The following is a 14832-nucleotide window of genomic DNA, read 5'->3' on the forward strand; positions in this document are numbered from 1 at the left end:
GCCCCCTACTTTTCCGAGAACCATTGCTTCAGCTCTGCAATATCTTCATCTGAAAGCTTATCGCCGTCATACAAAGCTGAAATTAGATTTTTAACCGAGCCTTGATATAATCCGTCCAGAACTTGCTGCGTTTCCATGAGCTTATAATCTTCAGGCGAAATGCGAGGCGTATATTTATTCGTCCGTCCATGCCTCGTAGCCGTTAGTGCCCCTTTGTCCACCAAGCGCGATAAGAAGGTGGAAATGGTCTGCGCCTTCCATTCCTTCCCTCTCTCGGCAAACAGCGCGAGCAATTCTGTGGATGTGACAGGCGGAGTACACTCCCAAATCACCTCCATGAGCTCCATCTCAGTATCCGATAATTTTTGAACCTGGTTCACGGTGAACACCTCTTTACGTCGTTATGCGTCCATAACGAGTATAATCACTACACTGTGTAGTGATTATAACCTACTACATCATGTAGTGATATGTCAAGCGAAGGGAGTGAATGTACGACTTCATCGAACTTATGCGTACATAGAGCTTATGCGTACATCGAGCTTATGCGTACATCGAGCTTATGCGTACATCGAGCTTATGCGTACATCGAGCTTATATGTAAAATTAAAGAACCGCGCGGGAGCGCGGTTCTTTTATCTACAATACAGCTTAAATGATCAAGAGCGCCGACATTCCTCGGTCTCCTCTTATTTTTTCACTCGTACAGATGGCTGGTTTAACGCCGCTCTGTATCTTGATTCTTGCCGTTATCGTCTGCTGCCTCGCCTGCTTTGTTCCCCAATGCTGCACCAGCGATACCACCCGCAATGGTGCCGATTGGACCTAGAACGGAGCCTACAACAGCACCTGCAACGCCACCGCCAGCGGTGCCTAAAGCTTCTCCAGCGTTAACATCCATCTTGGTTGTGTCGCGGTCAGAATCAACCTTTGAATTACGATCGTTTTTGTTAGCCATCATAGCTCACTCCCTCGAAAAATGGTGACAGGAACAGCTTTCTTGCCAGACCCGTTCCAAAGCCTATCTTGCCCTAACCGTGGAGAAAGAATTCTTACAATTGTTCCTGCCCGGATTCCTCTCCACTCCAAAATAGGTTGCGTATTTTAGACGATGTTTGCGGATTATGGGATTATGTAAACGCTATCACCCCTGCTACAATGAACATGCAATTACGAAATGAACTATGTTCAAGGGGGATCAACCATGAAAAAGCTGTCGATTTTACTATTAACCTGCGTGCTCATTATAGGAGCGCTAAGCGGTTGCGCCAGCGGCGAGTCCGACTCCGGTTCGTCGAATAAGCTCGTCATCTACAGCCCGAATAGCGAGGAGATCATCAAAACGATCATTCCGATGTTCGAGAAGGAAACCGGGATTACGGTTGAGCTTGTTACGGCAGGTACGGGCGAAATTATTAAACGCTTACAGTCGGAAAAACAAAACCCTTACGCTGATGTAATGTTCGGCGGTTCGATGGCCGGCTTCCGTGAAAATGCCGCGCTGTGGGAGCCTTATGTGTCACCTGAAGACAAAAATTTGATAGAAGGTCACCGCAATAAAACCGGCTTCGCTACCCCTTATATCTCGGATGGCAGCGTGCTGCTCGTCAACAAAAACCTAATCGGCGACATCAAAATCGAAGGCTATGCGGATTTGCTGAACCCGCAGCTCAAAGGGAAGATCGCTTCCGCCGACCCGGCAAGTTCCAGCTCCGCCTTCGCCCAGCTAACCAATATGCTGAAAGCGATGGGCGGCGATTATGAAAGCGAACAAGGCTGGAACTATGTAGCCCAGCTGATCGAGAACCTCGACGGCAAAATCGCCAGCGGCTCCGGCGCGGTGCACAAAAGCGTCGCAGACGGTGAATATGTCGTCGGCCTGACCTACGAAGACCCTTCCAGCACCTATGTGAAGAACGGGGCTCCGGTAGAAATCGTTTATCCGAAAGAAGGAGCGGTATTCCTGGACGCGGGTTCGGCAATTGTCAAAGACGCTCCGCATATGGACAATGCCAAGAAGTTCATCGACTTCATTCTCTCTAAAGAAGCACAAGATGCATTTGGCACTCAATTAACGAACCGTCCGCTTCGCCAGGATACGAAGCTCGGCGACCATATGAAGCCTTATGAGGAGATCTACATGATTGAGGAAGACACAGACTATGTAAGTGAGCATAAATCCGAAATCGTTGAGCGCTATGTCGATTTGTTCACTAGCGTTAAATAAAATATAGAATCAGGTGACAACCATGAGCGTGACCATAACCATTCAAGATTTAGTTAAAAAATACGGCGACACGACCGTCATTCCCGAGCTGTCCCTGGAGATCAAGCAGGGTGAATTCTTCACCCTGCTCGGGCCTTCGGGATGCGGCAAGACGACGCTGCTGCGCATGATCGCCGGCTTCAACAGCATTGAAGGCGGAACGATTCACTTTAACGAGCGTGTCATTAACCAGGTGGAGCCGGGGAAGCGGAATATCGGGATGGTATTTCAAAGCTACGCGATCTTCCCCCATCTGACCGTCAAAGGAAACATTGCGTTCGGACTGGAGAATCGGAAATTATCCAAGGCCGAGATTAACGCCAAGGTCGACGACATCTTGAAGGTCGTTCAGATCGAGCCTTATAAGGACCGCATGCCGAAGAACCTGTCGGGCGGCCAGCAGCAGCGCGTAGCGCTAGCAAGAGCGATCGTGATCCGGCCGGATGTCCTGCTGATGGACGAGCCTCTCTCCAACCTCGATGCCAAGCTTCGGGTCGACATGCGCAACGCGATTAAAGACATTCAAAGAGAAGTCGGAATTACCACCGTCTACGTCACGCATGATCAGGAGGAGGCCATGGCGGTATCCGACCGCATTGCGGTCATGAAATCCGGCGTCATTCAGCATCTCGGAACGCCTCAGGAGATTTACCAGCGTCCTGCGAACGTATTCGTTGCGACCTTTATCGGCCGCACCAACATTCTTGCGGGAAGTATAACGAAAGCGGCAGGCGGCAGCTATGCCTTGCAGCTCGGCTCCGACTATGCGGAAGAGCTGTCTAACATCGAGGTTCCGAAGGCCGATGCCGCAGCTAATACGCTAAATGTTCAAGTCTCGGTTCGGCCGGAAGAGTTCATTCTGACCGAGGATCAGACCGGCATGAAAGCAACGATCGTACACAGCGTATTTTTGGGGCAGAACACCCATTATTTTGTGGACTTGGCGTCCGGTCAACGCGTGGAAATCACCCAGGAATCGAAAGCGTCACAGATCCTCGAGCCTGGTCAAGTTATCTATCTCAAGGTAAAGAAAGAGAAGATTAATGTCTATGATGCGGCAGGCGAGCTGAACTATACAAGGGGCGCCCGGCTATGAGAGACACTCGCAAACGATTTGATGTCTGGACCAACATTTCGTTACTGATCTTTGTGTTCTACATCCTGTTTCTGGCCCTGCCTTTGTTTACGATGCTGTTTAAAAGTCTGTACAACGGCACGACCGGTGATTTCTCGCTGGCTTACTTCACGAAATTTTTCAGCAAGCCCTACTATTTAAATGCCCTGTTCAACAGCGTCAAAGTCACCGTCAGCGTAACCCTGCTTGCCGCGATTATCGCTACGCCTCTGGCCTACATCATGGCAACGGTGAAGATTAAAGGCAGCTCGGCCATTCGGGTGTTAATTCTGATCTCGTCAATGTCGGCTCCCTTTATCGGAGCTTACTCCTGGATCCTGCTGCTGGGAAGAAGCGGCGTCATTACCAAATTCGTGAGCAGCACATTCGGAATCCAAATGCCGGATATCTACGGGTTTACGGGGATATTGGTGGTCTTGACCTTGCAGATGGTCCCGCTGATCTTCATGTATGTATCGGGCGCCTTGAAGAATATGGACCAATCGCTGATGGAAGCTGCGGAAAGCATGGGCTATAAGGGCTTTAGCAAAATGCGCAAAGTGCTCCTCCCGCTCATCACCCCAACCTTGCTGGCCGGGGGCCTGCTCGTCTTCATGCGCGCGCTGGCCGACTTCGGTACGCCGATGCTGATCGGCGAGGGCTACAAGACCGTGCCCGTGCTGATCTTTAACGAGTTCATCAGCGAGGTCGGCGGCGACGACGGCTTTGCGGCAGCGATCAGCGTCATCGTCGTTCTGTTCGCCACTACGATCTTCCTGCTGCAAAAGTTCGTGGCCAATCGCAAATCCTTTACGATGAGCGCACTGCATCCGATCGAAGCCAAGAAGAAGAAGGGATTCGGCAATATCGCGGCCCATGCCGTTATCTATCTGTACACGTTAATCGCGCTGCTGCCGCAGCTCTATGTCATCTATACTTCGTTCCTGAAATCCAACGGCAGAGTGTTCGTTAAAGGGTTCTCGCTCCAAAGCTACCAGGATGCCTTCAGCAATATTGGCGGCGTCATTCTGAACACGTTCTTCCTGGCCATCGTGTCGCTGATCGTCATCATTCTGCTGGCGATTCTGATCGCCTACGTTACCGTTCGCAGAAAGAATGCGCTAACCAACACGCTGGATATCTTCACGATGTTCCCGTATATCGTTCCCGGCTCCATTCTCGGGATCGCGCTGCTGATCACGTTCAACAATAAGCCGCTCGCTTTGAGCGGAACGGCCGTCATTATGATCATCTCCTTTGTCATCCGGCGCCTGCCGTATACGATCCGATCCAGCGCAGCGATCCTGCATCAGATTAACGACGGGATCGAGGAAGCAGCCATCAGCCTGGGGGCTTCCCAGATGAAGACGTTCTTCAAGATTACGCTCCCGATGATGCTGGCCGGCGTTGTCTCCGGCGCGATCCTGAGCTGGATTACCATCATTACGGAGTTAAGCACGTCCATCATTCTGTATACGGGCAAGACCAAGACCGTAACGGTGGCCATCTATACCGAGGTCGTCCGCGGGAACTACGGGGTGGCGGCAGCGCTGTCCACGATTCTGACCGTCATTACGGTGGTATCCCTGCTCGTCTTCCTGAAGCTCTCCGGACAGAAGGAAGTTTCCATGTAAAACCAACAAAACACAGAATACATCCAAGTCGGCACCTGCAGTCTGTAGGGAGCGGCTTGGATGTATTTGGATTATCTGCGGTTGCTCCGAGTCAGTATAATAGGTTTGACAGCTAACCGCAGGTGGAGGGCAGCATGAAGCATATCCGTAATCGTAACTTCAAGGAATCAACCCGTCATTTATTTCGCATCTATGCGATGATCCCGTTCTCCATCTTAATCGTATTGTTCCTGGCGTTTACGATCGTGAATGGCAGAATGAACCTGACCCAAAAAACGACCGAAGCCGCCCAGTCTATCAGCCAGACCCTATCCGGCGTATACCGGCAGTACGAGGAGGAGATTCAGCGGATGGCCGCCTCTCCTACCGTGATCAACTATGTAAGCTCACATCTGGGCAGCGAGCAGGTATATTCCGAGTTCTATGATTTCAACAATCGGCAGAAGGTCAAGAGCATTTTTCATATCGTCAATACCGACGGGGTCTTTCTGGCCAGCTCCGCCCCGCCCGACGTGCTGTATTCCAATTTCGCCTTCGGCAACCTCATTCATCGGATCGACCAGCGGCCCGGCGACACGCTGACGGAAATGAACAGCTTCCGTTATTCGCATGACCGCGATACGAGCTATACGTTTGGCCAAGCCATCGTGAAGGACAACGAGACGATTGGCTATATCATTTATCAGCTGTACGAAGCCGATATGCAGAAGGTGATTTTCAAGCAAAATAATGAGATTGCCATGATCACCGATGAGCATAACACCATCATAGCCACGACGAGCAATGTGACCAAAGGCGGCTTGAACAAATTCAGCCCCAAGCTCGATAGCAAGGGACGCGTACTGCTGAACGAAGGCAAATACTACATGTATGCCAAGCGAATCCCCGGCACGCCGATTCAAGTCATTACGCTGAATTCCTACAAATCGGAGCAATATACCTACTTTACGGTATCGCTTTTTGTCCTTGCTGCCGGCCTGCTGTTGTGGGTGTTGATCGAGTTTCTGGCGAATAAAATGTCGGCGCGCAACTCCGAATCGATCGATAAATTAATCCATGCCTTGGAACAGCTGCGCGAAGGTAATTTCAATGGCTATGTCGACATTCAGACGAACGACGAGTTTCAAATTCTGGGTAATGAGTACAACGTGATGCTGGATCGGTTGAAAGAGTTGATCGAGAAAAATAAAGAGCTGTCGGAGCTCCGCACGATTATCGAGGTGAAGCAGCTGCAATCGCAGTTCCATCCGCATTTTATTTTCAATGTTCTGGAAACCCTGCGCTATGCCATTAAGATCGACGCGAATCAAGCCCAGGAGATCGTGCTGATTCTATCCCGGCTGCTAAGGTACAGCATCGGGCCTGACCGCAGCGTCCAGCTGAAGAATGACATGAACTATGTGCGCGATTACCTGAAGCTGCAGCAAATCCGGTTCAACGACCGGCTGGAATATCGGGTTAACGTCGCGGAGGAAACCTTGGATGTATACGTCCCCAAGCTGCTGCTGCAGCCGATAATCGAAAACGCTATCAAATATGGCTATGAGAATCAGAGCAAGGTGCTGATCGAAATTAACATTTACACCTCCACCGGCAAGCTCATATTGGAGGTGCGCGACAACGGACAAGGCATGAGTGAGCAGAGGCTGCAGGAAGTGAACCACATTCTGCAGAGTCAGACGAATACGACGCAGCATATCGGGCTGTACAATGTTCATCGCCGTTTAGTGCTGCTTTATGGCGAGGAATCCGGCATCCATATTGACAGCGCGGAAGGAAGAGGCACCTGTGTCGCACTTACGATTCCTTACGAATGGAGTGGATATCATGTTTAAAGTTCTGCTGGTCGAAGATGAGGATATGATTCGCAGGGGGATACGGTTCAGCATCGACTGGGTTCAATACGATTGCATCGTCATCGAAGAAGGACTGAACGGACAGGATGGCTACGAGAAGATCTGCGAGCTGAAGCCCGATATCGTCATCACCGACATTACCATGCCGATCATGGACGGGATCTCGATGATTCGCGAAGGCCTCAAGCGGCATACCTTCAGCAGCGTCATTATCTCCGGCTATAATGAATTCCACCTTGCGAAGCAGGCACTCCAATTAGGCGTGACCGAGTTTCTCGTGAAGCCGCTCGAGGACGAGCAGCTGGTTGAAGCCCTGGAATCGGCCAAGTCTAAAGTGGACCTGCTCCGCAAATATGAAGTGATCTCGAAGCATCCGCAGGAAAAGGAAGAGATTCTTAGCAGCAAATTTCTGGAGAAGGAAACCAAAACCTCGAAGTATGTGTCCAAGATGATAGCCTATGTCCAAGAGAACTATGCCAAGAAGATCAGCATTCACGATCTCGTGGAAGAGCTCGACTTAAGCGCCTACTACCTGAACCAGAAATTCAAGGCCGAGACAAGCTATACCTTCAATGATTTTCTCAATCGCTACCGCATTCAGAAATCGATCGATTTACTGAAGTCAGGCGATAACAAAGTATACACCATCGCGCAGGATATCGGATTTAGCGACTACAAATATTTTATCAGCATCTTCAAAAAGTACGCCCACGTCACGCCGAGCCAGTACCAGGAGTATTTCGAGAAGAAGCAATCGTAGGATGAAAGAATGCCTTGTGGCGCGGCGGGTGGTTCCCCAGGATAATCGAATCACACTTTTCTCAATACCATCCACCATTGTTTATCATACGAATCGATTTCGATCTCTTCCAGACCTAGGTTTGCTTCGCTAATCCAGCTTCTTGCGAGCTCTATATAGCTGCTGTGAAATTCGGAGGAATAACCTACCTCATCATATCCGGCATACGTAATGTTATCGAAAATCATGTACCCTCCGCTTTTTAACTGCTTGCAGCTTGTGTCCATGATTTGGATAAACGCATCGTATGCTGCATCCTTCAACATGCCTTTTCGGTGATAATCCATGACAGCTTGCAGCATTAGAGGTTCGATCGTCCACCAATCATGATTTACCGTATCAATGCCCTCACGGTCGGCGATAATGGTCTGGATGATATCGTTAATTGCGTGATGGAAAGCGACAACGTCAAAAGAAGACGCTGGATAATATAAACCGATATTTGCGGCATCGTCCTCAATCACCTGTACGTTGATTGCCATCCCTTTCGTTTTGTCCTGAAAGCTTCGGGTCAGCTCCCTGTTGAGATTGGCAGTCACATAGGTGCCCATGTTGTTGGAATAAGCGTCTAAAGCTTTTGGAATGTAAACAATATCACCAGAACCAACCTCCAAAAGACTTAATGCACGGGGCATATTCAGCTCCATGAAGAGATTGTGCCAAGATGCTGAATAATACAATTGAAGGTATTCGAATACCCTCGGCTTGGATATATCGATCGGTACTGCTAATATGTCCTTCAATATATTTTCCAATTGGACCGCGTTCATCTGTTCTAATTCAGAAATCATGTCCCGCGAAAAGTCACGTTTTAGAATATCATCAAACGCGCCGGCACTCAGTTTCTCTGCTAGTGTCTGCATGTTCATCAGAGTATCCCTCTCTTCGTTTTAGTTTCTAGAGTTATTCGATTATATGGGGGTTATTCCTCTATAAATGATTAAAGAATCTTCTTATGCGTCGCAGGATGATGGCTGTTTATATGATGGAAAGAAAAGACGCCGTCCGACGATGGCGTCTTCTATGCTTACACTACGCTCAGCAGCATAATCGAGATTTGGAATCTACCGCTTTCCGGAACGATGCAGAGCACCTGCTCTCCTTCAGTGAGATGTCCTTCATTCATCAGCTCCTCCAGCATAATATAGATCGATGCTGCGCCTGTGTTCCCTTTTGTATATAAATTCGTAAACCATTTCTCTTCCGGAATCCTCACTCCGCCAAGGTCCAGTAGCCGGAAGACTTCGTCCCTGAAAAAATGCGATGAATAGTGGCACACCATCCAGTCTATTCTCTCAGGATCAATTCTCCCTTCCTCCACGAGCTCCAGTATTCGATTGGTGCCTACCTTTGTTATTTCATTGACAAGCCTTACATCCTGCTTCAAATTCAGAGCTCCTTGGTCGGCTGCTTCATGAATGGATGGATAGTCCAGCCAGGAACGGATTCCACTCTCCTTACTCATGCCTGAATACATACACACCTCATACTGGTTCGCATAGGATTGGTTATCGATCCATTCAATACGCAGCGACGGCCCATTGGGGGAGGGCTCATTTTGCAATACAGCTGCTCCTGCCCCATCTGAAAGCATAAAACGTAAGAAGTCCGTGTCAAAAGGCACCCGGTTGTTGCTATAAATCCCCTGCGCTTCAAATTTCGTATGTTTGAATTCGCGACTCAAAAACTCGCTGGAACAGGCGATGGCTGCTCGGTGCTCGCCAGCTTTGATATGTACATACGCATTCTTGAGTGCATGCATCCCGCTGGCGCATAAACCGGAATGAGATGCAATTTCCATAGGGGGGAGGCCAGTCTCTGCATGCACCATACTCGCAAACCCTGGCAGGAGCAAATCTGCTCTTGTCGTACCTGTCGCTAAGAAGTCGATATCTTGTTCGGTTACGTTGCCGTTTCGATCCAAGGCATCCCGAATGGCCAGGGAAGCCATCTCAGCGTTTGTGTATAAGCTCTTTTGCTCTTTATCCATGGCATAATAGCGGAACCGAATTTGATTCTTTTCCAGAATGAGCCTTTTGGTTTTGGAAGATTTTCCTCCAATCTTGCCAAGGTAATCTTCCATCTCTTCGTTACTAACCGGAGAACCAGGGAGAAACTTTCCCACACTTGTGATATAAACGGAATTCATAGCACACCTCGCAAATATTTTTTTGGTTAATATTGGTATATTATATTTGTATAAATGCAAGATATGCCCAAAAATTCTAGATAATAGACTTTATTATTCTTCTTTCATGGATTTAACGTACAAAAGGCCCAACTCTAACTCCTGTTCAGGTTAGAATGAGCCTTTTCATGTTAGTTCTCCCGTCCAGCTGCCCCGTAGAAAAACAATTCCATCCATTGATCCATGCTCCAGGTCATCCGGTCTTGATCCGCTGACTCCCAATGCCGCCGCAGTTCATTCTGGAACATCGTGAAGTAACGCACCAACATCTCTTCTGATCGATCCTCCCGAATATATCCCTCTTGCTTGCCAAGCGTGATAAACCTTTTGAAAAAGCCCACGATTTTCTCCTCGCTGTAACGGTCCATTATGTCCATCAGCCCACTCAACTCGGAGGATGGGACTTTCGGAAATTCCTCGCCCAAAATGTTCAGATTCCGTGTCTCCAGTTGCATGATTTCCTTCGTCTTCTCCGGAAAAGTCAACCCGGAATCCAGAATGGCTTCATACTGCTCCAGCTGCTTGTCCATCCAATGGATCAAGGAATCGGCATAGAGCTTCTCTTTTGTACCGAAGTAATTATATATCGTTGCAGGAGAGACCTCTGCTTGCTGCGCGATTTCATTAACGTTGACCTTCTGAAAGCCGTGTTTGAAAAATAATTCAATCGATGCCTCGAAAATTTGCTCCATTTTCTTCTGCTTCCGTCGTTCGTAGCCGTTCATCAGCCTTCACCTCATATGTAAGTTTAATCAAAGTTTTAGACTGATTCAATAAAAATACTACAAAACATATTGAACCATCGGATTCGTGTCGATATAATTGTTTTAGAGTGAAATAATAAATCTACTACATAACTTTTATTGAAAGCCTATGGACTGTTCCAATCATGATGGGAGTGAAGCGAAATGAAACAGCTGCGAATTCCTTCTTATTTGCACGATGTATTTGGAGAAAGGCAATCGGTAGGAGCCATTCTGACAATCCTGCTGTTTGGGGGCATGCTGACGGCTGCGTTATATTACCGATTCCCGGAAATGACCGGCCATTTGCCGGCATGGCGCAGCACGTTGGCCTTATTATTAATTTTCGACGTGTTTGCCGGCTGCATTGCGAATTTTACGGCTTCCACCAGCAACTTCTATGCAGCGCGGCCTGCCAATCGAATCGTATTCATTGCGATCCATGTCCATATCGTCCTGATCGCTTTTCTACTGAATACCGACACGGGTTATGCCTTGGGAATATGGGCTTATACGGTGATCGGAGCATTTATCGTGAATGCTTTAATCGGGAAGCACACGCAATTATTCGCAGCGAGCTTGCTGATGGCCGCCGGTCTGGCCTGCATGCCCATGCTGCCGGGAATCACGTCTTATATGCTGATCATTGGCGTGTTGTTTGTGATGAAGGTATTGTTCGGCTTCGCGGTCGATCATTATGGGAGGGGGTAAATCCTGCCAGTGAAGGGAGTTGAATGATGAGATTTATAAAAAAAAAAGAAAATAAACAAAACATTTACCTTATTATGGGTGTTATATATTTGACAGAATAAAAAGACATAAAATATGTGATTAAAACATTTATTAGGAGGTGGTTACACGGAGCACATTTAATGTAATTTAAGCTTATTAACAATAAAAAGGTGAGGTGCTTAATCAATGAAATTATTGAAAAAGGTATTTTCCCTAGCCCTTGTATTATCAGTAATGTTAATGAGTCTTGGATTCATTGTAAGTGCCGAGGAAATCAGGGATCAGACACCATCTGTTATTGATAAACCGTATGAATATCCTATAAAACCTGGCACAGATGAGTGGAAAGATCTTGCGGACAAAGAAGAAAAACTAAAAGTAAGCCAGATTCCTGAAGACGTATTAACTAAACTCTCCACAGAAGCACTAATTGAATCTGTTTTGAACTATCCTCTTCTAGTTGATATGCTTGCTTTCAATTCATATGAACAAGGTTTCAATGCTGTAGCATCAAATTTTAACGGTCTCCAAGAACTTCTTAAAAGAGATGATGCGGGAATTAAGCTGTTTGAAAAATACAATAAGAAAAATTCCTCTTTGAATGTTGAACAGACTAATTATCGTGATTCTATGTATTTGAAGGTTATGCTATCGCAAAATGTTCTATCTTCTAAGTTGTCTGCTGAACAGCTGAAAGAACTAAAGTCAGGTCATGATTCATCTGTTCAGGCGAACACATACGTTAAAACTCCGAACGGGACAAATGTATTAGTTTACCAAAACCCTGAGATGTTATCCTCTGCAGATAAGGCGCAAATCGCAAAAGATATTGCACTTTCCTATCCAAATGCAACTAAACTGAGGGACGCAACTTCAGTCTATAACTGTCACTCATATGCTTGGTATAGTACGTCCTCAACCAACCCATATTGGATGGATAATCCTAGCGCTTATTGGACGGATGGTAGTTACAAATCCAGCTCTTCGGGTGCAGCTGGTTATAGAATTTATTATTCCACTTCTGGCAACGAGCACACAGGAATTATTAATTCGGTCTTATATGGTCCCCCAGCTCCAGGAAAAGGATGGTCCAGTCTCACTGATGTAACTTCAAAATGGGGGATGGCCGGCTTATATAAACATAGGGCCAATGATTGCCCATATTATTCAAGTGAAAGTGCTCTGAGATATTATTACAGGTAGTATATTGCTTATTAAATAGAGGCAAAATTCCCCATGACGTCGGGTTTTTGCCTCTTTTACATTATAAATTTTGTTCCCTCAAGTTCAGACACCCGGCCAAATACTATCCTGAGTAGTCGAAAAAACGATTTACTCTGCTCTTATAATTATCTTTCAGGTTCAATCTGGCTCAGAAATATCAAATTATCAAATATTTTTGTTGAAAACAACTTCCGTCTGCCTCAGCCTATCGCCAAGCACATAAGCCAGATGCTGTTCGGCCAAACGCATATGTCGGTAAAAGGTCGCCCTGCTCATATGAAAGGATGCTGCGAGCTCGCTTTTATTCCGGTCCTTGCGCAGATAACCCGCGATTAAGATTTCCTTCTCCATTGCCGTCAGCGGCCCCGCCTGATGAGTGTCGGCCAGAATCTCCTGAATGGTTGCCCTCACCTGCATCCCGCTCCAACAGAAACGCCGCATGACAGGGAGTTCTTCCAGCTTGTCTAGCTCAAACAGCCGTTCGAGCATTTGCTTCATTTCATTTCTTTCAATGGATAGACGATGATCGTTCTCCCTTGGAAGCGCTGGTTGAGCTGCTGCTGTCTCTGTTTGCCGAATGATCCGCTGAATCCACTGATCAAAGGCCGATTGCCGAAAATCAAGCTCCCATGTCGTCAACTCGATGCCCGCGAATCCCGTCACTTTCCCGCACGCTTGAAAGCCTAGTACCGATAATAAGGCATTCAACTGCGGATCCGCTGCCGCCAGGATCCCCCGCAGCCCCCTAGTCATATGGACCAGCCACTGCTGCATCAGCAAGGCCCCCAGCTCTTCGGGGCGATATAAGGAATGCTCGGAATTGACTGCGGACAACAGGACGAATATCGTATCGGCCGCCTCCAGAGGAAGCTCATGCAGCGAAAAAGCTTCTTCGCCCAGCATCTGTCTGCATCCAGGCGCGTATCGTTCCAGCAAGGACATGCTCAAGGCGTGCAGCCACAGACCTGCGCAGAACGCCAGCGGTCTCCCCTTCTCGTCCCGCACAACAAAGATCCCCTCGGGAAATTGAGCGGCAATCCCGTCCAGCAAAGCCGGGTAATCGGCGGGTTCGACCAGCTCGGACTGCCAGTCGGAACCGAGAATCGACGCCTTCATAAAGCGCTGCAAATCCGGCAGATCCTCCAGCTGGAACGGCTTCTGCTCGCCGGGCTTCAGGCTTGACGAGAAATTGGCATAAGCATGGGCAGAGGGCAAAAATTCGCGGTACAGCTCCAAGATATGGGCGCTCAGGCGCATCTGCATCCGGTGATCGACCGAATGGAACCGCTCCGCCAGCAGGACGAACGCTCGATGGCGAACCACTTCGAATTGCTCGGGGGTTCTGCGCGCGAAATCCTCCCGTAGGATTCGAGCGACGACCTGGTGCAGCGATATTCCGTCGAGCGTATCCCGAACAAATGAAAGGGCCGTCAGCTGGTAGTAGTCCGCCCTTCCAAGGGCTTGTCCAACAAACGGTTCAGCAGCGCCTCATCGGCTGCCGGCAGGAGCGACAAGGCCGTCAGCGCGCGGTAGAGGTTGGGGGAGGCTGCTTCCCGCAAAAATTCGGCGCTCAAAACTGCCGGAACTTCCCGCCATACATCCCGCTCTTCCGCAGATTCGGAAAACAGCATATCCACGGTCAAGGCGAGCGACAACGGGTGGCCGTCCGTCTTCTGGGCAATCTCCCTTTGCAATTCCACAGGCAAGCCGCTGCTACCTAAATAATCGTAGACCTCTTCTCGCGTAAACAGCCGCAAAGGGAATCTTCGTAGTCGGGACTTCCATTCCGGATTCGTCTGCCACTGGAGCGGCAGTCCATTGCGCGAGGCACATACGAACAACACGCGGGCAGACTTCAATTCCGGAAGGAAGCTCGAAAACAGCCAGCCTTCCAGCCTTTCGATCTCCTCACAGTTGTCTATGAGCAAGACGGTAGGCACCAGCGACAACTCCGAAGCGATGTAAGACAGCAGCGCCGCATCCCGATCCCGGGTTCTACCGTATTCGGTTGCCAGACTCATCTCCAGGCTCGCCAAAAAAGAAACCGATGTCGTTAAGCCGCCTCGTCCGTCCAGCCAAAGAGAACGTACAGAAAACTGCCTTGCCGTGCGAGCCATTTGAAGCAGCAGCGTTGTTTTGCCAATGCCCCCGATCCCTGATATCGAAAAGATGGATGTCTTCGCCTGGGCGTCCGTCAGCCAATCCGTGAAGCTCATCATTTCCCGATCAAAACCGATGATGCGATGCCTTGCCATGTTCTCCATTCGTTATATCCT

General features: G+C 48.5%; 14 protein-coding genes. 7 read left to right on the plus strand and 7 right to left on the minus strand.

Translation table 11 applies throughout. From position 1 onward, the window contains the following. Window positions 1-5: 5 nt before the first annotated feature. On the minus strand, window positions 6-380 hold the full coding sequence (locus NSQ46_RS24900) for a BlaI/MecI/CopY family transcriptional regulator (RefSeq protein WP_007131175.1): 375 nt from the start codon (window positions 378-380) through the stop codon (window positions 6-8). A gap of 338 nt (window positions 381-718) precedes the next feature. Further along, a complete protein-coding gene (locus NSQ46_RS24905) occupies window positions 719-958 on the minus strand; it encodes a hypothetical protein (RefSeq protein ID WP_213615024.1) in 240 nt (79 codons plus the stop codon). Between the two features lie 246 nt (window positions 959-1204). Between NSQ46_RS24905 and NSQ46_RS24910 the strand changes: the two genes are divergently transcribed. The 5 genes from NSQ46_RS24910 to NSQ46_RS24930 all read left to right on the plus strand — a co-directional run bounded on the left by NSQ46_RS24910 (window position 1205) and on the right by NSQ46_RS24930 (window position 7630). Further along, window positions 1205-2227: an ABC transporter substrate-binding protein gene (locus NSQ46_RS24910; RefSeq protein ID WP_342575119.1), complete on the plus strand. Its 1023-nt coding sequence runs from the start codon at window positions 1205-1207 to the stop codon at window positions 2225-2227. A gap of 22 nt (window positions 2228-2249) precedes the next feature. After that, window positions 2250-3362 carry an ABC transporter ATP-binding protein gene (locus tag NSQ46_RS24915; RefSeq protein WP_007131172.1) on the plus strand — a complete coding sequence of 371 codons (1113 nt, stop codon included), beginning with the start codon at window positions 2250-2252 and terminating at the stop codon, window positions 3360-3362. Beyond that, complete coding sequence (locus NSQ46_RS24920; RefSeq protein WP_342575121.1) at window positions 3359-5014, plus strand: iron ABC transporter permease; 1656 nt, start codon at window positions 3359-3361, stop codon at window positions 5012-5014. Before NSQ46_RS24915 ends, NSQ46_RS24920 begins: the two co-directional genes overlap by 4 nt. 134 nt (window positions 5015-5148) lie before the next feature. Next, window positions 5149-6849 (plus strand): sensor histidine kinase, encoded by a 1701-nt coding sequence (locus tag NSQ46_RS24925; RefSeq protein WP_342575123.1) that lies wholly within the window; start codon window positions 5149-5151, stop codon window positions 6847-6849. Continuing rightward, entirely contained in the window at window positions 6842-7630 is a 789-nt protein-coding gene (locus tag NSQ46_RS24930; protein ID WP_144878173.1) for a response regulator, read from the plus strand. Before NSQ46_RS24925 ends, NSQ46_RS24930 begins: the two co-directional genes overlap by 8 nt. 50 nt (window positions 7631-7680) lie before the next feature. Here the strand turns inward: NSQ46_RS24930 and NSQ46_RS24935 are convergent, their stop codons facing one another. The 3 genes from NSQ46_RS24935 to NSQ46_RS24945 all read right to left on the minus strand — a co-directional run bounded on the left by NSQ46_RS24935 (window position 7681) and on the right by NSQ46_RS24945 (window position 10582). Beyond that, window positions 7681-8538 (minus strand): hypothetical protein, encoded by an 858-nt coding sequence (locus tag NSQ46_RS24935; RefSeq protein WP_251536588.1) that lies wholly within the window; start codon window positions 8536-8538, stop codon window positions 7681-7683. Window positions 8539-8696: 158 nt separating this feature from the next. Then, window positions 8697-9818 (minus strand): beta-ketoacyl-ACP synthase III, encoded by a 1122-nt coding sequence (locus tag NSQ46_RS24940; protein ID WP_251536587.1) that lies wholly within the window; start codon window positions 9816-9818, stop codon window positions 8697-8699. Window positions 9819-9988: 170 nt separating this feature from the next. Next, entirely contained in the window at window positions 9989-10582 is a 594-nt protein-coding gene (locus NSQ46_RS24945; protein WP_340901492.1) for a TetR/AcrR family transcriptional regulator, read from the minus strand. 183 nt (window positions 10583-10765) lie between these two features. Here NSQ46_RS24945 and NSQ46_RS24950 point away from each other — a divergent pair, with 183 nt between their 5' ends. Beyond that, the gene (locus NSQ46_RS24950) at window positions 10766-11311 is read left to right on the plus strand and encodes a hypothetical protein (RefSeq protein WP_340901493.1); all 546 of its coding nucleotides are present in this window, start codon (window positions 10766-10768) and stop codon (window positions 11309-11311) included. A 207-nt stretch (window positions 11312-11518) separates the two neighbouring features. Then, entirely contained in the window at window positions 11519-12535 is a 1017-nt protein-coding gene (locus tag NSQ46_RS24955; RefSeq protein ID WP_028406424.1) for a hypothetical protein, read from the plus strand. Window positions 12536-12721: 186 nt separating this feature from the next. On the opposite strand, the gene NSQ46_RS24960 is transcribed toward NSQ46_RS24955, so the two are convergent. Continuing rightward, complete coding sequence (locus tag NSQ46_RS24960; protein ID WP_342575126.1) at window positions 12722-13879, minus strand: hypothetical protein; 1158 nt, start codon at window positions 13877-13879, stop codon at window positions 12722-12724. A gap of 107 nt (window positions 13880-13986) precedes the next feature. Further along, window positions 13987-14820, minus strand: a complete 834-nt coding sequence (locus tag NSQ46_RS24965) for a hypothetical protein (RefSeq protein WP_342575127.1) — start codon at window positions 14818-14820, stop codon at window positions 13987-13989. Between the last annotated feature and the right edge of the window lie 12 nt (window positions 14821-14832).

This window comes from Paenibacillus sp. FSL M8-0142 (assembly GCF_038597315.1).
Lineage (GTDB): Bacteria > Bacillota > Bacilli > Paenibacillales > Paenibacillaceae > Paenibacillus_AQ > Paenibacillus_AQ lactis.

Coding starts and splice junctions, on each gene's coding strand:
- NSQ46_RS24965 (WP_342575127.1), bottom strand. CDS start 14,820: ATGGAGAACATGGCAAGGCATCGCATCATCGGTTTTGATCGGGAAATG.
- NSQ46_RS24950 (WP_340901493.1), top strand. CDS start 10,766: ATGAAACAGCTGCGAATTCCTTCTTATTTGCACGATGTATTTGGAGAA.
- NSQ46_RS24915 (WP_007131172.1), top strand. CDS start 2,250: ATGAGCGTGACCATAACCATTCAAGATTTAGTTAAAAAATACGGCGAC.
- NSQ46_RS24930 (WP_144878173.1), top strand. CDS start 6,842: ATGTTTAAAGTTCTGCTGGTCGAAGATGAGGATATGATTCGCAGGGGG.
- NSQ46_RS24945 (WP_340901492.1), bottom strand. CDS start 10,582: ATGAACGGCTACGAACGACGGAAGCAGAAGAAAATGGAGCAAATTTTC.
- NSQ46_RS24955 (WP_028406424.1), top strand. CDS start 11,519: ATGAAATTATTGAAAAAGGTATTTTCCCTAGCCCTTGTATTATCAGTA.
- NSQ46_RS24905 (WP_213615024.1), bottom strand. CDS start 958: ATGGCTAACAAAAACGATCGTAATTCAAAGGTTGATTCTGACCGCGAC.
- NSQ46_RS24920 (WP_342575121.1), top strand. CDS start 3,359: ATGAGAGACACTCGCAAACGATTTGATGTCTGGACCAACATTTCGTTA.
- NSQ46_RS24925 (WP_342575123.1), top strand. CDS start 5,149: ATGAAGCATATCCGTAATCGTAACTTCAAGGAATCAACCCGTCATTTA.
- NSQ46_RS24910 (WP_342575119.1), top strand. CDS start 1,205: ATGAAAAAGCTGTCGATTTTACTATTAACCTGCGTGCTCATTATAGGA.
- NSQ46_RS24940 (WP_251536587.1), bottom strand. CDS start 9,818: ATGAATTCCGTTTATATCACAAGTGTGGGAAAGTTTCTCCCTGGTTCT.
- NSQ46_RS24935 (WP_251536588.1), bottom strand. CDS start 8,538: ATGAACATGCAGACACTAGCAGAGAAACTGAGTGCCGGCGCGTTTGAT.